16 protein-coding genes are annotated in these 21,646 nt (G+C 68.3%); 9 read left to right on the forward strand and 7 right to left on the reverse strand.

Going from position 1 to position 21,646, the window contains the following annotated elements; all coding sequences use genetic code 11:
- Nucleotides 1-47: 47 nt before the first annotated feature.
- The 6 genes from P2L57_RS33440 (at nt 48) to P2L57_RS33465 (ending at nt 8,601) form a co-directional block, all read left to right on the forward strand.
- Nucleotides 48-935 (forward strand): alpha/beta fold hydrolase, encoded by an 888-nt coding sequence (locus P2L57_RS33440; RefSeq protein ID WP_275821051.1) that lies wholly within the window; start codon nt 48-50, stop codon nt 933-935.
- Between the two features lie 67 nt (nt 936-1,002).
- Nucleotides 1,003-2,151: an SDR family oxidoreductase gene (locus tag P2L57_RS33445; RefSeq protein ID WP_275821053.1), complete on the forward strand. Its 1,149-nt coding sequence runs from the start codon at nt 1,003-1,005 to the stop codon at nt 2,149-2,151.
- A gap of 18 nt (nt 2,152-2,169) precedes the next feature.
- On the forward strand, nt 2,170-4,407 hold the full coding sequence (locus P2L57_RS33450; protein WP_275821055.1) for an MMPL family transporter: 2,238 nt from the start codon (nt 2,170-2,172) through the stop codon (nt 4,405-4,407).
- Nucleotides 4,404-5,147, forward strand: a complete 744-nt coding sequence (locus P2L57_RS33455; protein WP_275821057.1) for a 4'-phosphopantetheinyl transferase superfamily protein — start codon at nt 4,404-4,406, stop codon at nt 5,145-5,147. The genes P2L57_RS33450 and P2L57_RS33455 overlap by 4 nt, the downstream gene beginning before the upstream one ends.
- Nucleotides 5,144-7,093: an FAD/NAD(P)-binding protein gene (locus tag P2L57_RS33460; RefSeq protein WP_275821059.1), complete on the forward strand. Its 1,950-nt coding sequence runs from the start codon at nt 5,144-5,146 to the stop codon at nt 7,091-7,093. Before P2L57_RS33455 ends, P2L57_RS33460 begins: the two co-directional genes overlap by 4 nt.
- Before the next feature lie 77 nt (nt 7,094-7,170).
- Nucleotides 7,171-8,601: a nitrosuccinate lyase gene (locus P2L57_RS33465; protein WP_275821061.1), complete on the forward strand. Its 1,431-nt coding sequence runs from the start codon at nt 7,171-7,173 to the stop codon at nt 8,599-8,601.
- 275 nt (nt 8,602-8,876) lie between these two features.
- Here P2L57_RS33465 and P2L57_RS33470 read toward each other — a convergent pair whose 3' ends face one another.
- Entirely contained in the window at nt 8,877-9,719 is an 843-nt protein-coding gene (locus P2L57_RS33470) for an AfsR/SARP family transcriptional regulator (RefSeq protein ID WP_275821062.1), read from the reverse strand.
- Nucleotides 9,720-10,082: 363 nt separating this feature from the next.
- Here P2L57_RS33470 and P2L57_RS33475 point away from each other — a divergent pair, with 363 nt between their 5' ends.
- Nucleotides 10,083-11,927, forward strand: a complete 1,845-nt coding sequence (locus tag P2L57_RS33475) for a choice-of-anchor C family protein (protein WP_275821064.1) — start codon at nt 10,083-10,085, stop codon at nt 11,925-11,927.
- A gap of 403 nt (nt 11,928-12,330) precedes the next feature.
- On the opposite strand, the gene P2L57_RS33480 is transcribed toward P2L57_RS33475, so the two are convergent.
- The 4 genes from P2L57_RS33480 to P2L57_RS33495 all read right to left on the reverse strand — a co-directional run bounded on the left by P2L57_RS33480 (nt 12,331) and on the right by P2L57_RS33495 (nt 16,676).
- Nucleotides 12,331-13,095, reverse strand: a complete 765-nt coding sequence (locus P2L57_RS33480; RefSeq protein ID WP_275821066.1) for a bestrophin-like domain — start codon at nt 13,093-13,095, stop codon at nt 12,331-12,333.
- 36 nt (nt 13,096-13,131) lie between these two features.
- Nucleotides 13,132-13,284 carry a hypothetical protein gene (locus P2L57_RS33485; protein WP_275821068.1) on the reverse strand — a complete coding sequence of 51 codons (153 nt, stop codon included), beginning with the start codon at nt 13,282-13,284 and terminating at the stop codon, nt 13,132-13,134.
- A gap of 874 nt (nt 13,285-14,158) precedes the next feature.
- Nucleotides 14,159-15,886, reverse strand: a complete 1,728-nt coding sequence (locus P2L57_RS33490) for a flavin monoamine oxidase family protein (protein WP_275821070.1) — start codon at nt 15,884-15,886, stop codon at nt 14,159-14,161.
- 487 nt (nt 15,887-16,373) lie between these two features.
- Nucleotides 16,374-16,676, reverse strand: a complete 303-nt coding sequence (locus tag P2L57_RS33495) for a hypothetical protein (RefSeq protein WP_275821072.1) — start codon at nt 16,674-16,676, stop codon at nt 16,374-16,376.
- Between the two features lie 246 nt (nt 16,677-16,922).
- Here P2L57_RS33495 and P2L57_RS33500 point away from each other — a divergent pair, with 246 nt between their 5' ends.
- Nucleotides 16,923-17,168 carry a P-loop nucleotide/nucleoside kinase family protein gene (locus tag P2L57_RS33500; protein WP_275821074.1) on the forward strand — a complete coding sequence of 82 codons (246 nt, stop codon included), beginning with the start codon at nt 16,923-16,925 and terminating at the stop codon, nt 17,166-17,168.
- 158 nt (nt 17,169-17,326) lie between these two features.
- Here the strand turns inward: P2L57_RS33500 and P2L57_RS33505 are convergent, their stop codons facing one another.
- Nucleotides 17,327-17,749 (reverse strand): hypothetical protein, encoded by a 423-nt coding sequence (locus tag P2L57_RS33505; RefSeq protein ID WP_275821076.1) that lies wholly within the window; start codon nt 17,747-17,749, stop codon nt 17,327-17,329.
- Between the two features lie 813 nt (nt 17,750-18,562).
- A complete protein-coding gene (locus P2L57_RS33510) occupies nt 18,563-20,233 on the reverse strand; it encodes an alpha/beta hydrolase (protein WP_275821078.1) in 1,671 nt (556 codons plus the stop codon).
- A gap of 602 nt (nt 20,234-20,835) precedes the next feature.
- Here P2L57_RS33510 and P2L57_RS40430 point away from each other — a divergent pair.
- Complete coding sequence (locus P2L57_RS40430; protein WP_275821080.1) at nt 20,836-21,645, forward strand: papain-like cysteine protease family protein; 810 nt, start codon at nt 20,836-20,838, stop codon at nt 21,643-21,645.
- Nucleotide 21,646 lies beyond the last annotated feature (1 nt).

The raw sequence follows: 21,646 nt of genomic DNA on the forward strand, positions 1-21,646 counted from the left end.
CGTCTGCGGCAACCCCGTCGACCTCCCCGAGCACACAGGAGACATCCATGGCCGACACAGATATCACCAACCTGGACATCCGCTATCTCAGCCACGCGGCTCTCCAACTGCCGGGCGGCGGCGAGCTGTACTACGAGGACCGGGGCGAAGGCCCTGTGATCACCCTGCTCAACAACTTCTACATCGTCAGCCCCGTCTGGCGGAACTTCACCGACCAGTTGGAGAACAGGTTCCGCCTGGTCTCCTACGACCTGCGGAATCAGGGCGCCTCCTCCCCGGGCACCGACCCGGTGACGTTCAAGGACCACGTCGAGGACGTACGACGGCTCCTGGACCACCTGGGCATCGAGAAGACCTACCTGGTCGGCACCTCCATATCCACGCTGATCGCCCGTGACTTCGCGAACACCTACCCCGAAAGCGTGGCCGGCCTGGTGCTGGTCGGGCTGGCGTTCTCACCCAACGGCAGCCTGCGCCGCAAGCTGATGACCCGCTCCTGGCTGGCGAGCCTGGAGGCCGGCAGCACCAAGCAGCTCTTCGACCTCCTCTACCCCCTCGTCTTCTGCGACCAGATGGTCAACTCCGGTGGCAGCGCCGCGTACCTGGCGCTCCGTGACAACTTCCTCGCGCTGCTGTCCAACACCTCGATCCGGGAGAACCTCCTCGCCTCACTGGACGTCGACGACGACCCCGAGGACCTCGCCCGGCTTCAGCCCCCCACCCTGATCATCAACGGTGACGGCGAATTCGTCTGGAGCGCCTCGATGGTGGAGGAAGCCCTCGCCCTCATCCCCGACGCCACCGCGGTGACCCTCAAGCGCGCCGGCCACGTGCCGTTCTTCGACGACCCGGCGGGCTTCCAGAAGGCGATCACCGAGTTCGTCCGCCGGCTGGAGGCCGTCCAGGCACTGCCCGCCGCCGCCCAGCACATCTGACCGCGCCGTGCGGCGCACCCGCACCGGCGGGCTGCGCCACCGATCTGCCCGTACACAAGGAGCCTCCATGACGATCCGTCTGCTGACCGGGGCCACCGGGTTCGTGGGCGGGGCCATAGCCCTGGAACTGCTGGACCGGACCGAGGACGACATCTATGCGCTGGTGCGCGGTGAGGACGAGCAAGCAGCCGGCGAGAGACTGCGCCACGCGCTCATCGGCATGGCCGAAGGGTACGGCCGCCCCGACCTGGTCACGTCGATCCACACCCGAGCCAGGGCGATCCGGGGTGACATCACCGTCGACGGCTGCGGCGCCAGCCTGGTCGGGATTCCCCGGGTGGACGAGGTATGGCACTGCGCCGCCTCACTGCGGTACGAGGAGAAGCACCGCGAGGAGATCGAGGCCCAGAACGTCGACGGCACCCGGAACGTTCTCCGACTGGCACGCCGCCTTGAGGCGCAGACGTTCAACCAGGTGAGCACCGCATATGTGGCCGGGTCCGCACGGGGCTGGGTCGCGGAGGGTCCGGTCGTCGACCCGCAGGTCGCCAACAACGCCTACGAGCGCTCCAAGATCGGCGCCGAGGAACTGGTGCGGGAGGCCGCCGGCGAGATGCGGATCCGCATCCTGCGTCCCAGCATCGTCATCGGGCACAGCCTCACCCACCACGCTGTCAACTGGTCGGGCCTCTACGGATTCGCCCGCGCGGTGCTGCGCTTCCGTAGGAACAGCGAGCGGAAGCTGGGAACCTTCCTCACCCACGCCCGGGTCCGTTTGCTCGCCGAACCGGATGCTGCGATCAACGCCCTCCCGATCGACTATGTCGCACGCAACGCGGTGACCATCGGCCTGTCGAAGTCGCCGGAGACGTACTTCCACCTCGTCAACGCCTGCCCGCCCTCGGCGAGGGACATCGGCCAGGTGGTCACGCGGCTGGTCGGACTGCGCGAGCCGCTGTGGGTGGCGGACCGCGAAGGCTTCACCGCCATCGACGAGGCGCTCGACAGCGGAATGGGCTTCTACCGGTCCTACATGAACTACGGGAAGCTGTTCGACCTCGCCCACACCTATGACGTCTGCGGATCCGCCGCCTCGTACGTGCCGATGGGACACAATGAACTCACCGACTACTTCCTCCACTTCCTGCGCCGAGAACGCGGATACGCATCCGTACGCCGAGCCCCGGACCGGGTGCTGCACGCTTCGGGACTGTGAGCACGAAGGAGTCTCCAGATGTTCAAGAAGCTGGCAGCGTTGGCGAGTCGGCGAAGCAGACTCCTGCTCGGCATCAGCCTGCTGTTCTGCGTGGTCGCCGGAGGAATCGGTGCGACGGTCAGCACGAAGCTGTCCACCGGCGGGTACGACGTGCCGGGCAGCGAGTCCGCGCAGGCTTCGTCTGTCCTGAACAAGGACTTCGGCGCCGGCGAGCCCAACCTGGTCGCCCTGGTGGGCACACCGCACGGTGCCGACGACGCTGACACCGCGGCCAAGGGCGCGCGGTTGACCGCCGAACTCGCCGCCCAGCCTGGTGTGCAAGGGGCGGCATCCTACTGGTCATTGGACCGGGCCCCTTCGCTGCGCGCCGCGAACGGCCGCTCCGCACTGGTGCTGGTGAGCCTGAAGGGCAACGAGGACCAGGACAACAAGACCCTGGAGAAGCTGCTTCCGCGGTACTCGGCCGGATATCGCGGCCTGACGGTCCGGTTCGGCGGCCAGGCCGAGGCGTACCACGAACTCAACGACCAGTCGCAGAAGGATCTGCTGCTCGCCGAGTCGATCGTCACCCCGATCACCCTGATTCTGCTGATCCTCGTCTTCCGTGGCGCGATCGCCGCGATGCTGCCGCTGGCACTCGGCATCGTCGCGATCATCGGCGCGCTCGCCGTGCTCCGCGTCCTGGTGGCCTTCACCGATGTCTCGGTGTTCGCCATGAACCTCACCACCGCGCTGGGACTAGGCCTCGGTATCGACTACAGCCTTTTCGTGCTGACCCGCTACCGGGAGGAACTCGCCGACGGCGCCGCGGTCCACGACGCCATCGCCACCTCCTTGCGCACCGCCGGGCGTACCGTGCTGTTCTCCGCGGTCACGGTGGCCCTGTCGCTGTCGGCTCTGCTGCTCTTCCCGATGTACTTCCTGCGCTCGTTCGCCTACGCGGGCATCGCGGTGGTGGCGTTCGCCGCGCTGTCCACCCTGGTGGTGCTGCCCGCGCTGCTCGTGGTGATCGGAAGCCGCATCGACCGGTGGGCATTGCGCCCGCGTCCCCCCAAGCCGCTGGCGCAGGGGTTCTGGTACCGCCTTGCCCAGGCGGTGATGCGGCGCCCCGTTCCGGCGGGTGTGGCCGTCGTCGCCCTGCTGCTCGTGCTGGGCGCCCCGTTCCTCGGCATCCGCTTCAGCCTCGCCGATGCCCGCGAACTGCCGGCCGACAAGCAAGCGCACCAGGTGCAGACCACCTTGATCAACGACTATCCGGCGCGGGAGACGGATCCCATCCTGGTGGTGGCCGACGGGATCGGCGCACCGCGGCCGGCCGACCAGCGGATCGGGCAGTACGCCGGCCAGCTGTCCCGACTGCCCGGCGTGGCCCGGGTGGACGCGCTCACCGGCTCGTACGCCCGGGGCAGGCAGGTGACGGCGGCCGGCAAGGTGTCCCAGCGCTTCGCCGGCCGGTCGGGCACCTGGTTCTCGGTGGTGCCGTCGGTCGCGCCGTACTCCAACGCGGGGCAGGATCTGGTGCGCGAGGTGCGCGCCGGACGGAGCCCCTGGCCGGTGAAGGTCGGCGGGTCGGCCGCTTCCTTCCGGGACACCATGAACTCGCTGAGCCGGCGGCTGCCCTACAGCCTGGCCATCATCGTGGTCAGCACGTTCGCGCTGCTGTTCCTGCTGACCGGCAGCGTCCTGATGCCGCTGAAGGCGCTGGTGCTCAACATGTTCAGCCTCACCGCGACCTTCGGCGCGATCGCCTGGGTCTTCCAGGAAGGTCATCTCAGCTCGCTGCTAGGCCATTTCACCGTGACCGGAGCGATCGTGGTGACCATTCCGATCATGATGTTCTGCGTCGCCTTCGGCCTGTCCATGGACTACGAGGTCTTCCTGCTCTCCCGCATCAAGGAGGAGTACGAGACGACGGGAGACAACACCCTTGCCGTAGCGCGGGGATTGGGGCGCACCGGCAGGCTGATCACCGCGGCCGCGCTGCTGATCGCGGTGGTCATGCTCTCCTTCCTGCTGTCCGGGATCACCTTCATGAAACTGCTCGGACTCGGGCTCGCGCTCGCGGTGATGATGGACGCGACGCTGGTGCGCGGCATCCTGGTGCCCGCCTTCATGAGGCTGGCGGGCCGGGCCAACTGGTGGGCCCCCGCACCGCTCGCCCGGCTGCACGCCCGTATCGGACTGCGCGAGGGCGAGGCACCGGTGACGGCCATCGCCCGGGGACCGGCGGACAGCGACGCCGGCTCGCCGCGGTGACGGCTCCACCACCGGGCCGCGCCGCCCGTACCGACGGCCCGCGGCTGGCCGCACTGTTCGATCCCGCCGTCGTGCTCGCCATGGCGAGCACCGATGAAACGCCCTTCCCGGACTGGGCGTTGTGGATCCGCACGGCTCTGCCCGAGGAGGCCCTGCCCGCCCGGCAGCGCACCTTCGCGGCCGGGCGGCTGGCGGCGGCTCGGGCCATCACCGCCGCCACCGGCCGCACGCACTGGCTGGACGCCGACAGCCGCGGCGCACCCCTCTGGCCGCCAGGGGTCAGCGGATCCATCAGTCACACCGGCGAGTTCGCGGTCTGCGTGGTCACCCGTGCCCGGGACACCGGCCTGGGCATCGACGTCGAACCCATCGCCTCGGCGCCTGGACTGCACACCGCGAGACGGCACATCTGCACGCCCGCGGAATTCGAGGAGGCGGCCGGGGCGGAGGACTCGCTGACCGCGGTGCTGCGGGTGTTCTGCGCCAAGGAGGCGCTGTACAAGGCGCTGCCCGCGCCACTCCAGGAGGGGCTGGGCTTCTTGTCCGTGCCCCTTCGACGCAGCGGCACCCGCGGCGCACCGGACACGGTGGCCTTCCGCCCGATGGGCGGAGCGCCTGCCCTCAGCCAGGCCGTGATCAGGACCGCGGTGGTCGGCACCACCATGGCGGCGGCAGCCACCCTGCCGCGACTGGGCGCACTCGGAACTGACACGTACCCAGAGGACGGGGAGTTCGGATGACCACGGCAGATCTCGACATCTGCATCATCGGCGCGGGGCCGCGCGGGCTGTCGGTGCTGGAGCGGCTGTGCGCCAACGCCCGGCACACGCCGACCGGAGCGGTCACCGTACACCTGGTGGACCCCCACCCGCCGGGAGCGGGCGGCGTATGGCGTCCGGACCAGTCCCGCCACCTGCTGATGAACACCGTCGCCTCGCAGGTCACCGTGTTCACCGACAGCAGCGTCGAGATCGACGGCCCGCTCGAACCCGGCCCCAGCCTGTACGAGTGGGCCCGCTTCCTGAGCCTCATGGACACCGCGGACGCCTACGACGACGAGACCCTCGCCGAGGCCCGCGACCTCGGTCCCAACACCTATCCGACACGCGGGTTCTACGGCCGCTACCTGGAGTGGGTCTTCCGCCGGGTGGTGCGCCGCGCGCCGGAGCAGCTCACCGTGGTCGTGCACCGGACCCGGGCGCTCGGCCTGGACGGCCCGCACCACGCCGGGCAGTCCGTTGTGCTGGAGGACGGCACCCGGTTGGACGGTCTGGACGCGGTGGTGCTGGCGCAGGGCCATGTACCGCTGGCGCCCACGGCCGAGGAGGAGCGGTTCGCCGTCTTCGCGGCGGACCACCGGCTCGTCTATGTCCCACCGGTGAATCCCGCGGACGTCGACCTGTCCGCAGTCCCCCCGGGAGAGACGGTCCTGCTGCGCGGACTCGGTCTGACCTTCTTCGACCACATAGCGCTGTTCACCGTCGGCCGCGGGGGTGCGTTCGAACGGCGCGACGGGCGGCTGGTCTACCTTCCGTCGGGCCGCGAGCCGAAGCTGCACGCCGGATCCCGACGCGGGATACCGCACCATGCACGCGGCGAGAACGAGAAGGGCGCGCACGGGCGCCACACGCCCCTGGTGCTCCACCCGAAGAAAGTGGCCGAGCTGCGCGGCCGCTCAGCCGGCGGCCTCGACTTCCGCGACGACCTGTGGCCGCTGATCGCCAAGGAGGTGGAGACCGTCTACTACTCCGCCCTGCTCGCCTCCCGCGGCTGCGGTTGCGAGGCGCGCCGCTTCCGCGAGCGCTATCTGCCGCACCCCTGGGGCGACGCCCAGGAGGCCGAGGTGCTGCGCGCGTTCGGCATCGCAGCCTCCGACCGGTGGGAGTGGGAGCGGGTCGCGATCCCGTACCGGGGCCAGGAGTTCGCCGATCCGGCGGACTTCCGCTCCTGGCTGCTCGACCATCTGCGGCAGGATGTCTCCAGGGCGTACGCGGGCAACCTGAGCGGCCCGCACAAGAGCGCGCTGGACGTGCTGCGCGATCTGCGCAACGAGATACGCCTCCTGGTCGACCATGGCGGACTGCACGGCAGCTCGCACCGTGACGACCTCGACGGCTGGTACACACCGTTGAACGCCTTCTTGTCGATCGGCCCGCCGGCCCAACGGGTCGAGCATCTGATCGCGTTGGTCGAGGCGGGCGTCGTGGACATCCTCGGGCCGGGCGCTGCCGTCACCACCGACCCGCACACCGGCCGGTTCGCGGCCTCCTCGCCCGCCGTGCCCGGATCGCACATCCACGCGGCCGTCCTGATCGACGCACGGCTGCCCGAGGCCGACCTGCGCCGCACGACCGACCCGCTGCTGCGCCATCTGCACACCACCGGTCAGTGCCGCCCGTACCGCATCGCGGGCCGGGACGGCTGCAGCTATGCGACAGGCGGGCTGGCCGTCACCGACCGGCCGTACCAGGTGATCGACGCCGGCGGCCGACCGCACCCGCGCCGGTTCGCCTTCGGGGTGCCCACCGAGGCGGTGCACTGGGTCACGGCCGCCGGTGTGCGACCTGGAGTCAACTCCGTGACGCTGGCCGACTCCGACGGCATCGCCCGGGCGGTGCTGGCACTGGCGCCGACGCCGGGAACTGTCAGCGACCGTCCCGTCGACCTGTCGCAGGTGCTGCGATGACGCCAGCCGGGGCTACCGCGGGTCGCAGCACGGGAGAAGGGGACGCCGGTGGAACGACGGCCGGAGACGAGGAAGTAATGACACACTCGATGCTGTTCGGTCGGCGCGCCGGGCTGGACAGCGGACTGCTGTCCCCGGTGCGGGCCGGAACCGATGTGGAAGCCGTGCTGTCCGACGAGGCCTGGCTGCAGGCCATGTTGGAGGCCGAAGCCGCCTTGGCGCGAGCGCAGGCCCGACTGGGGACGGTGCCGACCGCCGCCGCGCTGGCCATCACCGCCGCCGCTCGCGCGGGCAGGCTGGACCTCACCGGCCTCGCCCGCACCGCCCGCGAGGCAGCCAATCCGGTGGTCGGCATCGTCGAGGAGTTCACTGCCGTCGTCGCCGAACAGGACGCCGAGGCAGCGGAGTTCGTCCACCGCGGTTCGACCAGCCAGGACATCCTCGACACCGCCGCGATGCTGGTCGCCAGCCACGCCACGGTGCTCATCCTGGACGACCTCGACTGCTGCGCCGCCGCCCTCACCCGGCTCGCCCGCGACCACCGGGACACCCCGATGGCCGGGCGCACCCTGAGCCTGCACGCGGTGCCGACCACCTTCGGCCTCAAGGCCGCCGGCTGGCTGAAGCTGGTGTACGACGCCAGACGGCGGCTGGAGGCGCTGATGGACGGCGGCCTGCCGGCGCAACTCGGCGGCGCGGCCGGAACCCTTGCCGGATACCTGGAGTACGCGGGCCACGGTTGGGGGCAGGAGGGGCCGTCGCAGGGCGCCGACCGCTATGCCGAAGCGCTCTGCGACACCTATGCCGACGAACTCGGGTTGTCCGTCCCCGTCCTCCCGTGGCACTCGCTGCGTACGCCGGTGGTGGATGTGGCGGCTGCGATGGCGTTCCTGACCGGGGCGCTCGGCAAGATCGCGGTCGATGTGCAGTCGCTCGCCAGAACCGAGGTGGCCGAGGTCGTGGAGCCGGCGGCGGCCGGGCGCGGCGCGTCCTCGGCGATGCCCCACAAGCGCAACCCGGTCCTGTCCACGCTGATCCGCTCCGCCGCGCTTCAGGTGCCGCTGCTGTCGGCGGGTCTGTTCCAGTGCATGCTCACCGAGGACGAACGATCGGCCGGTGTCTGGCACGCGGAGTGGCAGCAATTGCGCGAGTGCCTCAGGCTGGCCGGCGGCGCCGCGCACACGGCCGCCGCACTGCTGGAGGGACTGACCGTACGGCCGGAGCGGATGCTGGCCAATCTCGCCCTCACCGGTGGACAGGTGGTGTCGGAGAAGATCGCTGCGGCGCTCACGCCCGCGCTCGGCAGGGCCGAAGCCAAGCGGCTGCTGAGCCGCGCCGCCGCGGAGGCCGAGCAGCGAGGCTGCTCCCTCGGCGAGGTGCTCGCAGCGCTCCCCGAGGTGACCTCGCGACTGCCGGCCCCCCAACTCACGGCACTACTCGATCCCACCCGCTACACCGGGGCGGCGGGCCACCTGGTGGACCTGGCGCTGCGCAGTGACAACCCGTAGCGGGGCGCGCCTGGGGGGGGCGATTGTGAACGGCACCCCAGTGCCGCCGGGTCGCCGCGCTGCCGTTGCACAGCGGGTGCCCCAGCTTTGCGCGGGCGGATCCGTGACCCGCCCGTCATCCCACCCTTCACCGAGCGAACACGTCATCGCATGCCGTACGCGTCGTCCGCAGTCCATCCGTGGGGAGAGGGGTGCGCCTGCCGCTGGGGAGCGGGCGGCGGCGCCTACCGCCGCACCATCCGCACCATCCGCGCCAGCGGCGAAGGGCCGGCGACCTACCTCGCTCTGCCGGGGTCCACCATGGGACGGCGGACGACGGGACCAGGCTCGGGCGGGAGCACTGCGCGGCTGTCCGCCAGATCCAACGACGGGGCCTCGTTGAGGATCAGGTGCCGCAGGTGCCTGAGCCGTTCCGGAGGTTCGATGCCGAGTTCCTTGACGAGCGCGCTGCGCAGGCGGCCGTATGCCTCCAGTGCGGTTCTCCGCTGGCCGGCCCGGTATGCGGAGATCATCAACTGGGCGCAGAATTCCTCATGGAGCGGATGGTAGGCGGTGAGCATCTTGAGTTCGCCCAGCAAATGCCGGTGCCTGCCCAGCTCCATATCGGCGTCGATGCGTAACTCCAAGGCAGCCAGACGCATTTCCTCCAGCTGAGAGATCCGCCCCGACAGCAACGGCCCCGGTTCGATATCCGCGACCGCTCCACCGCGCCACAGCGACAGTGCGCCACGCAGCACGTCAGCGGCCGATGCATAGTCGCCCGCGTCCATGGCGGCCCGTCCGCCGTCGACGAGGTTCTCGAACTCCCAGACATCCAATTGATCGCGATCGAGATGCAGGGCGTAGCCGCCCGGCCGGGTCTCCAGCAGGGGGCGCTGTCCAGCCGGTCCGGTGCGGTGCACCACCTTCCGCAGACTGCTCACATAGGTTTGGACGATCTTCCGGACGAGCCGCGGCGGATCGTCGACCCAAAGCTCCTCGATGAGCGTCGATATGGTGACCGTGTGGTTTGCGTGCAGCAGCAGTATCGCGAGCAGGCGACGGAGCATCAAGGCGGACGGCGTGATGTCGGCATCCATGTCGCGGACCTTCAGCGATCCTAGGACGGCAAAGCGCATCGTTCTCCTCGTCTGCCTGCCCAGGGCCGAGTCCCCCCGACAGCATTGGTCGATTCCTGTCCCGCGAGGGACGGGCGCGTCCCGCCGCTCGCTCGCCGGCATCCATCAAGCGTCAGTCGCCCGAAAAGTGCCAGATACGGACGGACCGGCTTTTGGGCGCCCGTCAGCGCCCGTAAGGGAGGCGCGATGGCGCGAATGCTTCGTTCAGACAGCGAGTCGGTGCGTGATCGAGATGCCAAGATTTCCCCGAACGAGAGTTCTGCCTGCAGCAGGAGCGCTAAGGTCCCTCACGCGGTGCGCGGCCGGCCCGGACCCAGCCGGTGTTGTGCGCCCGGATGACAATTCTTTGCGGGTAGGTGGGGGATGGCTGCGAAGCCGATACGGCCATGGGAATCCGATGACGGCCCGGAGGGGGAACACTCGAATATCTCCGAGCACCGAAGTGACGAACGACTGATCGCGCGGGCGCGCAGCGGCGATGACGCCGCCTTCGCTGTCCTTTATGAGCGTCATGTGGAATCGGCCCGCCGATTCGCCCGGTACTGGGCTGATTCCCCGACCGACGTGGACGACATCGTCTCCGAAGCCTTCACCCGTGTGTTGAGCGTGATCCGCTCCGGCGGTGGCCCTAGTCGTTCGTTTCGGATGTATGTGCTCACCGTCGTCCGAAGGGTCGCGGTCAATGACGTACGGCAGGGAAAACGGGCCGTATCCACACCGGAGTTGGAGGATTACGCAGCACCGGTACCCTTCGAGGACCCGGTCCTGAAGGAGCTGGAAGGCTCGATGGTGGCCCGTGCCTTCGCCGGTCTGCCGGAACGCTGGCGGACGGTGCTGTGGCACACCGAGGTCGAAGGTGAGAATCCGGCGCAGGTCGCGCCGCACCTGGGGCTGTCCGCCAACGGAGCTGCCGCACTGGCCTATCGGGCTCGGGAGGCGTTACGCACCGCGTATGTGCAAGAGCATCTGTCCGCGGACGGCGTCGAGGGGGAGTGCCGCGCCTACGCGTCGAAACTGGCTTCCTACCATCGCGGCGCCACTGGGGTGCGTGCCCGGCGCCGTATCGAGGAGCACCTCGCCGCATGCGAGCGCTGCCGCCTGCTGCTGGCAGAGCTGGGCGAGGTCTCCAGCAGGCTACGCGGTCTGCTCGGACCCGTCATCCTGGGCCCTGCCTCCGCTGCCCTGCCACGGCCCACGGCGACACCGCCGGGAGCGGGTCAGGCCCACACCGCCCTCCGCGCACGCGATGCGTTCGGCAGGTTGACGGGGGGCGGCCCTTCGACGAGCCATGCGGTGGTCGTCACTTCAGTGGTCACGGGCTGCGCCGTGCTCGCATCGGGGACGTTCTTCCTGCTGCGTCCGACATCCCCCTCCGCTGTCCCGGAAGCCGCAGCAGCCCCCAGCACCGGCGAGTCGGCCGCCGCGGGTTCGCCGTCTCCCTCCGGTCCGCCGTCTGCCTCACGCCCGCCGTCCCCTTCCGGTTCGCCACCGACACCGCAGCCGCAACCGCCAACGCCGTCGGCACCAGCGTCGGCGCCACCGTTGGCACCACCGCCGGCATCGGCCGCACACGGCTCGCCCGGCATCAGCCCGCCCACCGCCACGCCCCCCGCCCCATCCAGTCCGCGATCGCTCAAATCAAAGCCCATCGCCAGTCAAGCCCGTCCCCAGCCCCCAGTCGCCGCCTTGCCACTCAGCCCGGCCGTGGTTCCCCAACCCCTGCTGCACGATGCCGACTTCGAGCAGCCATCGGCCGGTCCCGGCTTCATCACCTACTACGCAGGCCAGTCCATCGGCGGATGGAAGGTGGTGCGGAACTCGGTCGATCTGACGAGCGACCATGTGTGGCAGTCGGCCGCCGGGCACCAGTCGATCGACCTCAACGGCAGTCCTCCCGGGCATGAGGACGGGGCGATCGAGCAGCCCTTCGACACCGTCAAGGGCAAGAGGTACAAAGTCACCTTCGACCTGGCGGGCAACCCCACCGACGGGCCGACGCTGAAGACCCTCAAGGTCGAAGTCGGCGGCGTCACACGGCACTTCTCCTTCGACATCACCGGCCGCACCCCGTCCAAGATGGGCTGGCGGCCGGAGACGGTCCGGTTCACCGCACCGGGCAAACGGACGAAGCTGCGGTTCACCAGTACCACCGACCAGAACAGCCTGCACGGACCCGCGATCGACAACGTCCACGTCACCACCGACTGAGCACCGGACCCTCACCCCCGTCACCGCCGCGTCTCGGCTCGCTGCCACCGGGGCGTCGAGTCCTGCCCGGCGCCCTCGGCGTCGGCGACATCTCGCACCCGGTGGTGGCGTTGGGGTCGGTACCGAGAGAGGAGAGCACGTCGGCGATGCGGGCGCCGATTAATCATCCGGCCTGCTCAGGCAGCATGTTGATACTCGTGCAGGGTCCTTCCGAGCCGGTCTCGGCGGCCCCCAGGTGCCCTGATCTCCCGCAAGGCCCTCACCCATTTCAACTTCGCTCATTGGAGGCCTGCGTCACCAACCTCCGTGGACAGCACAGCTACGCGACTGGTGAGGTTCACGGAGGGACGGGCGGCATGCCGATCGGATGAGTCTCCCGGGGTGATTGCAGCCGGCCGCGTTGTCAGTCCATCTGGTGGAAGCGCGCTTCAGCGAAGGTGAATGCTGTCGGCCGCACTGCGAACGGCTGCTGGAAGGCGTGGTTGAGTTGCGCGGTCAGGCAGATGGCGAAGGCCACCGCCGCGCCGACGAAGCACAGGCCCACGAGGTTGCGCGGATGGTCCACGAGTCCCAGGATCGCCGGAAAAGCGATCAGGAAACCACCGGCGACCAGCAGCGCGAGCCAGGTGATCAAGGGCATGCTCGCGTTGACCTCCGCAGCCCGGTCGGCGCGTGTCTGGTAAACGGTCGCCAGGTTGGACTGAGCGGTGGCCTTTGCCACTTGTTGGTCGGATCTCGGGGTGGCCGCCGTGTTCACTGCGTTGCGCACGTCGTCCAGTGCGCGCCATGCCGCCGGGCTCGTGCGGCCTTTGGCGAGCGCGGGGAACTCCGTCGAGACCACCTCGTCGGTGTAGCGCATCAACAGCGTGCGAACCTTCGTGCGGTCCGTGTCGGCCAGTCCGCCTGACGCCCAGTAGACGTCGGTGAGCGCGCGGGCTTCATCGTAGGTACGGCTTCGCGCCGTACTCAACGCCGACCAGCTTCCGGCGACTTGGAAGCCGGTGAGCAGGATGAAGGAGCTGAGCAGTACGCCTCCGATGAGGGAGAGTGCCTGGCCGCTGAACTCGCTCGCCGCGGCGCGCTGATGGCGTCCCAGTAGTTTGCCGAGGCCGAAGGCGAAGGCGATGCCGCCGAGGGTGGCCAGGAAGCTGATGAGGTACGTGGGCATGGCACTCCCAGGGCTGCTGGTACGAAGCTGTGGGGGTCAGCGGATGGTGCGTTGGGTGATGCGCGGTACGGCGGCAGTGAGGACTGCGGGAAGCACGACAGCCATCATCGTGAGCAGCCACCACCGCTGCGAGTCGTCCGGACGGGGATAGGGAGGCTGCGGCGTCGCCGGGGCGAGCTGTGCCTGCACGGGGACGATGCGACGAGGGGAGGGTGTGTTCGCGGATGGGTGGGGCGAAGGCGATGAAACACGTCGGGTCTGACGGGGCTGCCGGGGATGGACCGGCAGCACGGGATGGACCGGCAGCACGGGATGGACGGGGGCCGCGGGGATGGGCAGCACGGGATGGATGGGGACCGCGGGGGCGGGCGGTGCGGGCCGGGGTGAAGGGGGGCGGTGGACCGGCGGCAGTGGAGGCCGGCGTGGTGGCGTCGGACGCGTGCTCGTACAGGGGGCGCCCACATCGGCGCTGAGCCGACCAGCCGGCGAGAATGCCACGGAAGGGGCGGACGAGGTCAGCCAGACCGCGACGAAATGGTCACCGTCGCAGATCACAACGGTGAGCGCGCATCCGTCGGAGCCCGGGCCAGCTCCGAGAGCGGGTCCGCGGGCAGGGCGAGAGCAGTTGATCGACACGTGTACCCCCGACCGGTGCGCCGCCGGACGGTCGCGCCGCACGGGGCCGGCCGCGACGGGTGGAGTATAGGGTCCGCTTTGCGCTCGCGCCGCAGCGTTCACCGCGACAGTCGGCGCGGCCCGTACCGTGTCGAGTGCATGTTCCCCCGGCGCCGCGTAGACAGCGGGGGCCAGCGTGACGCCCAGCGCCGTGCCAACCAGGAGGACGGCCATGGCCCTTTGCCTGGTGGAGCCTGTCGGCTGTACCACATCGCTCCCGCCCTCCTGGCGTGCCCGGCTCGCTGAGGGCCTGTGGGGTCTGCGCTGGACGACCATGTCTCACCTCACCTCTCGGCCTGGCGGGGTCGCCACTCGCCCCTGGCCCTCGTGTACCGCTCCAACCTTCCGTCCTGACGGTGGGCCGGAGACATACCGCTGTCATGTGGGTTCAGCGGTCGTTCAGTTCGAGGCTGACCCGTACCGCGCTCTCCAACGCGCCCTCGATCCAGGCCGGTTTCAGACTGGTGTGCTCGCCGGCGAAGTGGACACGTCCTTCCACCGTTCGAGCGGCGCCGTGGTGTTCGTGGAGCTGTCCGGGGGTGAAGATGACGGCCTCACCGAGGGCGTAGCGGGCTCTCGTCCAGGACTGGGTGGCGCCGGAGCCCGTGAACTCGTCGCGGATCCGGTCGCCGAACATCCTCGCGAGATTGTCCAGCGCGAACGCGTACCGTTCGCCGTTGGTCAGGGAGTCCCAGCGGATGGCGTCGTCCGACCAGGTGTAGGAGGCGAGCACCACGCCACCCTTCGACCCCTCGACCAACGAGGGGAAGTAGGTGAAGCGATTGGGGCTGTCGGTGACGCAACCACCGCCCGTGTACCCTCGCGCGCCCTGTTCCCAAAAGCGGCTCTTGAATTCCAGGAGCACTTTGGTCGCCGAGTCGTAGTGGAGCTCGGTGATGGCGCGTCGCTTCGGGTACGACAAGGCGGGCTCGAACTCGCAGAAACGCACCGCGGAGAACGGTGCCGTGATGATGGCGTAGTCGCCGTGGAACGTCTCCAAGGGACGCTGCGGAGCACCGTCGCAGGATTCCTCGCTGCCGGACTCGGCCGTCGTCTCGATGGTGACCCCGTGCGCTGTCTGGACGAGCTTGGTCATGCGCCGGTCGTACCGGATGACACCGGTCAGGGAGTCGGTCAGCTTGTCCGTCAGCGACTGAGTCCCGCCTTCGAGCTCCCAGTACCGGGAGGTCGGATTGATGACGGAGCGGTCCATCAGTGTCGGGATCAGCGAATAGTGCAGCCGCGAGGTCATGTTCTCCAGCGTGCCGGCCGCCTCCACCTGTGCGAGATCCCAGCCTGCGTGTTCGATGAGGTAGCGGTGTGTCGAGTAGTTGTCGAAGCTGTTGATCACCTTCGTCCACGCGGCGATCTGGTCGTCGATGGCGAGGTTGGACGCCACGGTCAGCGGGGCAAGCGCCTTGTCGACGGCCGCGGACATGGTGGTCGCCACCGAGGCTCCGAACGAACGGTTGACCGCGCTCGGTGAGGCGGCGTAGGAAGCCCTCGTCACCCGCAAGCCGTTGACCTGTACCAGGCTGTTCATAGTCGCCCGCGGAGCGGTGAACCGCGTGAGCGAACCATTGGTCCACGTCTCACCTGTGAACGCCTTGTAGACGACCGGCGGGACCGTGCCATGTCCGCGTGCCCCAGGGGCCACGTCAACGTTGTAGAACAGGTGGCGTTTGACGCCCAGCTTATCGGCGAGCGCCAACACCATCGGGTGGAAGTCGGGAAGCCGCATGGCGCCCGCCTCGGCGTGGAGCGACTTGTCCGAGAAAACGCGCCGGAAAGTCTTGATCCGTCCCCCGGTCCGATTGCCGTTCGCCTCAAGGATCGTCACCTTGTGGCCGGCTGCACGCAACAGACTCGCCGCCACCAGCCCGGAGATTCCCGCGCCCACGACGAGGACGTTCTTCGGCTGGGCGGTCTTGGGCAGACCGTGGTCGATGAGGATCCGCAAATAGCGGAGTTTGAGGTCCTCGTTGTCGTCACCGACCATAAGCAGTTTACGGGCCAGATCCCGGCTCGTATCGAGAGTCCGGCTGTCCGCCCGGGCGACGAAAGACGATCCCAGTCCCGCCGTGGCCGCCGCGGTACCGGTAGCGAGGGACGCCACAGAGCCAATGAACCCGCGTCGCCCCAGAAAACGAGGGCTTTGAGATTTCATGGCGAATAAGCTATCTGGGTGGCGCGCTCCCCGTCACTAGCAAGGATCATGATGGCGAGAAGTGCACGCCCAATGCGTATGTACATGCGATGTGATGAGGCGCCAATTCGCTCGAATGAAATTTCTTCAGGCTGGTGTGCGGAATCGTGCAGAAACGATACAACGAGATGATTCGCGGATTTCCGCGTGGCGTTCGGCCCTTCGGCGGTCCTGATGGCCGACACCGTTCCTGCGAGCGCACCCGGCGTCTCGCCTGTGAGCCGCTCGGAACGGGGCGAATTCAAGCCGGTTGTCGACGGAAACCGGACGCCCGAGACAGACCTCCGGCGCACGGGCGGTGGCTCGCCGAGTTCGCGGCGGGAATCCTCACCAACGAGCTCCGCAACTTTCTGGAGTCCCTCGGTGGCGCCCAGGACGCCAGTGGCTGCCGGAGGCTTCACTCGTGCAGGTCATCACAGCGGTCGGTGCATTCGGCGCGCAGGGTGCGTGTCCACCGCTCCGCGCGGGCGTTCGATCGCGAGCTCTGTGGCGGGCTCTGGATGATTTCCGTGTCGTTGTCGGCGAAGACGGCGTCAAAGGTGGTGGTGAACTTGGCATCGCGGTCGCGGATGAGCAACCGGAAACGCCCGGCCCTCTCGCCCCGGTCCATCAGCAGGTTACGGGCGAGCTGCGCTACCCACTCGCCGGTCGGATGTGCGGTGACGCCGAGAACGTGGACGCGCCGGGTCTTGATCTTCATGACGAAGAAGACGTAGAGGCGGCCGAGGAGGACGGTGTCCAGGTGCAGGAAGTCGCAGGCGAGCAGCGTGTGAGCAATGCGTCAGTAAAGACACCCCTCACGCCTGTCCGTGGACGAGGAGATGACAGCCCGGCACGGGCGGCTCGGCAAGGACCACGCCGAGCATGCGCACCTAGCGCTCCAGGCACCCGTAATCCAGCACATGCGGCGCCGACTTGTGGAAGTCATAGGGGAGGCCAGTCAGTCGTGCTTGACCACGGGCTCGGGACCCGCACAACCCGGGATGACTACAAGCGCCTGGTCACCCAGCACGGCGCGACGTGGATGCTGGTCCACTGCGAGGTAACACACGAGGACCTGTTGCGGCGCCTCGCGCAACGCAGCGCTGGCCCCGAGTTCGAGGTGATCTCGCCTGAGCCACTCGCCTGGCTCGCCGAGCACTCCAAGCCGCCCGCAGGTGAAGGCGAGGAGCCACCAGTACTCCCTCGATAGCCCCCCGCGGGAACCCCCGCAGCCCCTCATCGAGATACGCCTGGACCGGCCCGTACACCCTGCCGGAATCAACTCGGCGAGCCAGGCAGGGCTGGCCCAGGCAATCCGCGCGGCCGCGGGCAGTGGTCGTGCCGGTTGTCAGCGGCCGCGCTGCTGGCTCAGCGGACGTGCACTGTCACCACGTCAGAGGCGTGCAGGCGCACGGGATGGTGGTCGTGCGTGCTGGTCAGGCCGTACAGCACCGCACGGAATTCCAGGTTGCCGCGGTGCGCGGCCTTGCCGCGTGCAGTGACCCGCGCGTCGGCTTTGACCGCGGCGCTGCAGGTCTCCTGGTGCCACGGCTGCTTGCCGCTGCGCTCCTGCAGGCACAGCTGATGCAGGTAGCCGGCGCTGTCGTCGTCGCCGTGCGCTGTGACCGTGATGGTCTTGCCGACATGCGCCGTGTGCGGCGCCGTGATGTCCACAGCGCCCTTGGCGAACGCCGGCGCGGCGGCCAGAGTCACTGAGGCCAGACCCAGCGCACCGATCACGGCCACACGTCCGCCCCGCGCCTTCATCCCGGTCTTCTTCGTCCTGGTCATGGACTTCCCTCCCGTGGATCTCCCCACATGGTGAGACCCACCCTTTCGCGAAGGCGCCCAGTTGCGCCCCGCTGATCACCACACGAGTTGGCCGCCCCACCTGGTTGCTCTTCGCCCGGCGCCGTTACGGATCCATGACAAAACCCGCCGACCGTGCCCGATCCCGCCAACGGCCACCAAATCGCTTCTCGGGAGCGGCAGCCCGCTGACTGCGCGGTCCGATATCGCGAACAGGCAGGCACTCACTCAGACCAAGACCTACACCCGGGGGCTTTGCTCGACATTCCCTTCCAGGCGGTCGGCCCGGGCCCCCTCTGCACTGGCCGGTGCACGTCCCGGCAAAGTAGCTCTGCGACTGGCCAACTCTCGCTGCCAGTCACAGCAACGTCATCTGGATGGTGTCCTGTGCCGTGTGACCTCAACGGGGTGTCAGCGATGCTTGATCGCCTGGCGGTTCGCGTCGCCGAAGTGTGACCGCTGGCAGGTCAGCGATCCAGTGCATCGGCGGTGCGTGTCGGGGGCAATCCGCGGCTGCTCGCCGTACATCTGACGCGTCCGCTGCTGTGCCGGTACCCCGTTCATATATCGGGATGCGAGATACGTACCATCCGGCAATCCCACGGAGCAAAGGTGTTCCATGGTGAAGATGGGTAAGGACTTCCTGGCCGTGGGGCGACAGGTAAATCCATGACCATCGCATGGACTCCGATCATCTCGCCCTGGCTCCGCCCCCGCAGAGGAATCGCCCGGCCCAGCGGCCCAAAGACGAGTTCTCACGCGGGACACCGTCACGCGACCAGTCGGACAGCCCGGCTAGGGGAGTGCGTAGCCGAGGCGGCCGTCCTTGTGGGGGTAGCCCTCGCAGTTGGGGTCGGTGCTGGTCATGTGGTGGCCGTTGTTGTCGTAGCCGCGGTAGAGGGGGACGGAACCGGGGATCTGTGTGGTGTAGATGTAGCCGAGGCGTTCGTCTTTGTGGGGGTAGCCCTCGCAGTTGGGGTCGGTGGTGTCGAGGTGGTCGCCGTTGGCGGGGTTGTAGCAGCGGTAGAGGGGGATGGTGCCGGCGACCTGGCGGGCGGAGATGTGGCCGAGGCGGCCGTCGAGGTTGGGGTAGCCCTCGCAGCTGGTGTTGGTGGTGCTGACGACGGTGGTGGTGAGGTGGTCGCCGTTGGCGGGGTTGTAGCAGCGGTACAGGGCGGTGGGTGGGGGCGGCTGATGGTCGGGCGAGTCGGCGAAGGCGACTTCCGGGTAGTTCGGGGAGGGACCGTCGAGCAGGGGGCCGTGCTGGTGGCGCAGTTCCTTGTCGAAGAAGGCCGCGAGGTAGACGCGTTGGAGTTCGATGGCGCGGTCCGGGGCGATCGTGCCGAGGTCTTGGACGAGTTGGGTGGGGGATAGTTTGAAGGGGCCAGGCGCCTGGGACCACAGAGCTTCGTAGTCGATGAAGGAGACGTGCTGGGCGCCGAGCAGCTTCAGGTCGAACCGCTCGCCGTGCAGGTGTTCCCAGAAGGTCGCCCAGCTCGAATCGTCGTTGCGGTCGTGGTTTTGGGAACTGAACAGCAGGAAGGGGCGGTTGAGGTCCCGAGCGGCCTCCGGCCCGAAGAACTGTCCGTCGAGGTTCGCTCCTGCGCCGATCCTTGAGTCTGCCTGCATCGCCGCAGGCACTACCGCTCCGCCGAGGGAAGCGCCGAACATCCCGATTCGGCCCATGTCTATCGCGCCGGACAGCCCGTGGGGAACGGGCGCGTGGTCCACGTCCGGGTTGTGGCCGTGGGCGATCACGTTCAGCTGGTCGATGACGAAGCGGGTGTCGGCGACCCGGGCGGCGATCACGCGGGATGCGGGGGTGGTGGGCGGCATGGTGCCTACTTCGAGCCGTCCGCCGGGGAATTGCACTTCGCTGTCATCGTGGGTGTCGTCGAGGGTGACGACCAGGTAGCCGCGGCTGGCCAGATCCTCGGCAAGCGCGGTGCCCGTAGCGCGGTCCGAGCCCCGCCCGGTCGAGTACAGCACCACCGGCAACTTGCCGGCCTTGTGATCAACCGGTGTGCCGGTGTGCCCGGCGGTGGTAGGCAGGGTCACCGAGTTCGGCGGGATTTGCCAGTTGCCCAGGAAGTGCGCGGCGGCGGCGGACTGCAGCCAAGGCGCGGCGGGATGGTGCGCGGTGTCCGTGGCCGGGTACCACAGCGAGATCATCAGCTCGCGCGGCTTGTTGCCGGGCACCCATGGATCCGTGCGTGTCGTGTCGCGCAGGTGGAGGTCGACCGTCCCGACGCGATAGGGCCCAGTCGGAGCAGGGAGCGTCAGCTCGCCCGGGGCGTTCGCCGCTCCTAGGGGCACCGCTTTGGCCGTGGGCGTCCCGGCGGTCTTGCCAGCAGCGGTGGCTGGCACGATCCCGGCGCCCAGGACGACGGCCAGTGTGCCTGTGGTACCGGCGACCCGGGCACGCAACCGGCTGTGGTTTCTTCGTGCGTGCTTGGCGTGCTTCATGGGCAGGGCAACCTCCTCCGTGAGGGGGACGCCGAGTGATCGGCGAACGGATTGCCGCGCATCGTATCGGTGTTCGCGGTCGTCGCCGCAACTCTGCTTTGTAATGCCGGGAGTTCACTTAATGAGTGACTGTCAGTAGTCGTCCGTTACGCCTGTCTTGACGCCAAGTGCTGTACGAAACCCTGTAGATGCAGATGACCTGCGGTTTCATGACTACTCTCCAGTAAATTAGAGAAGTTGGCATGCAGTCATTTGGCGGTGTCGGTGAAGATGATGTAGTAATTAGCTTGCGCTTTCTGATCGTGGCAGGTCAGGGCCGGTGCCGCTGGTGTTCGTTGCCGTTGCCGTGCGCACGGCAGTACGTATGCGGAGCGAAATTAGGCGGTAGCAGAACGCGCACGCGGAGAGAGACCGGACCGATAGGTCCGGACCATATTCCGCGAAACTGAACACCGGCCGATCGAGCATGTAGTGGCGCCGGGTGACGACCCGGCGGGCTCAGCGTCAACCACCCTATGGCCTGCGCAACACTTCCCCCCACAGCACGAAAGTGTCCCCATATGCATCGTTCTCGCGTCATAACTTTGTGGAGACCATTAGCGGTGATCGCGGTGACCGCCATCACCGTCGCGTTCCTGCTCAGCGGTGGCAACGCCCGGGCCGGTTCCGTAACCGGTACTGTGACCGGCGGTCAGGGCCACTACAGCAACATCAACGAACGGTCATCGGCCAGCCTTTCCGCCCACGTTGTCGGTCAGGCCGCGGCCGGTAGTACGGTCTCGATGACCTGCCGTGTCCAGGGTGACACGGTGGAGAACGACCCCCGCTGGGTCTGGTCGGACTCCGGATCCTTCTACATCGCCGCCGCGTTCATCCAAGGGAACACCGGCAACCTACCGGTCTGCTCACCCTCGCGCTCCAACCCCACTGGGCGTGTGGCCCTCACCATAGACATGCAAAAGCAGGTCCAGGACGAATGGTGCTGGGACGCCACCGGTCTGACCATCGCCAAGTACTGGGGTTACACCAAGTACAACCAGTACGACTTCTGCCGACTCGCGGCCCAGAACGGCAACATCAGCTGCGACGACCAGCCTGCCACGCTCGACGACATCGCCAACGGCCTGTCAAACGTGGGACTGAACAACACCGGGTACGACCTCGATCGCAGTGCCTCCTTCTCCGAGGTCGGCAAGGAGATCGACGGCGGCCGTCCCTTCGCCGTCCGTATCGGATGGAACTCTGGCGGCGGCCACATGAACGTCATCTACGGCTACGACCCATCATCGCAAATGATCGCGGTCGGTGACCCCTGGCCGTCCACACAGACCTACACCTGGTGGAACTACAACGACTACGTCAACAACTCGTCGTTCCAATGGACCCATTCACGCCTCGGGATACACAAGTAAG

Source organism: Streptantibioticus ferralitis (assembly GCF_029223525.1).
Taxonomy (GTDB): Bacteria; Actinomycetota; Actinomycetes; order Streptomycetales; family Streptomycetaceae; genus Streptantibioticus_A; species Streptantibioticus_A ferralitis.

Bases quoted from the DNA above. Each gene is read 5' to 3' on its own strand.
- P2L57_RS33450 (WP_275821055.1), top strand. From the start codon at position 2,170: ATGTTCAAGAAGCTGGCAGCGTTGGCGAGTCGGCGAAGCAGACTCCTG.
- P2L57_RS33475 (WP_275821064.1), top strand. From the start codon at position 10,083: ATGGCTGCGAAGCCGATACGGCCATGGGAATCCGATGACGGCCCGGAG.
- P2L57_RS33495 (WP_275821072.1), bottom strand. From the start codon at position 16,676: ATGAAGATCAAGACCCGGCGCGTCCACGTTCTCGGCGTCACCGCACAT.
- P2L57_RS33440 (WP_275821051.1), top strand. From the start codon at position 48: ATGGCCGACACAGATATCACCAACCTGGACATCCGCTATCTCAGCCAC.
- P2L57_RS33505 (WP_275821076.1), bottom strand. From the start codon at position 17,749: ATGACCAGGACGAAGAAGACCGGGATGAAGGCGCGGGGCGGACGTGTG.
- P2L57_RS33470 (WP_275821062.1), bottom strand. From the start codon at position 9,719: ATGCGCTTTGCCGTCCTAGGATCGCTGAAGGTCCGCGACATGGATGCC.
- P2L57_RS33465 (WP_275821061.1), top strand. From the start codon at position 7,171: ATGACACACTCGATGCTGTTCGGTCGGCGCGCCGGGCTGGACAGCGGA.
- P2L57_RS33480 (WP_275821066.1), bottom strand. From the start codon at position 13,095: ATGCCCACGTACCTCATCAGCTTCCTGGCCACCCTCGGCGGCATCGCC.
- P2L57_RS33445 (WP_275821053.1), top strand. From the start codon at position 1,003: ATGACGATCCGTCTGCTGACCGGGGCCACCGGGTTCGTGGGCGGGGCC.
- P2L57_RS33510 (WP_275821078.1), bottom strand. From the start codon at position 20,233: ATGAAGCACGCCAAGCACGCACGAAGAAACCACAGCCGGTTGCGTGCC.
- P2L57_RS33460 (WP_275821059.1), top strand. From the start codon at position 5,144: ATGACCACGGCAGATCTCGACATCTGCATCATCGGCGCGGGGCCGCGC.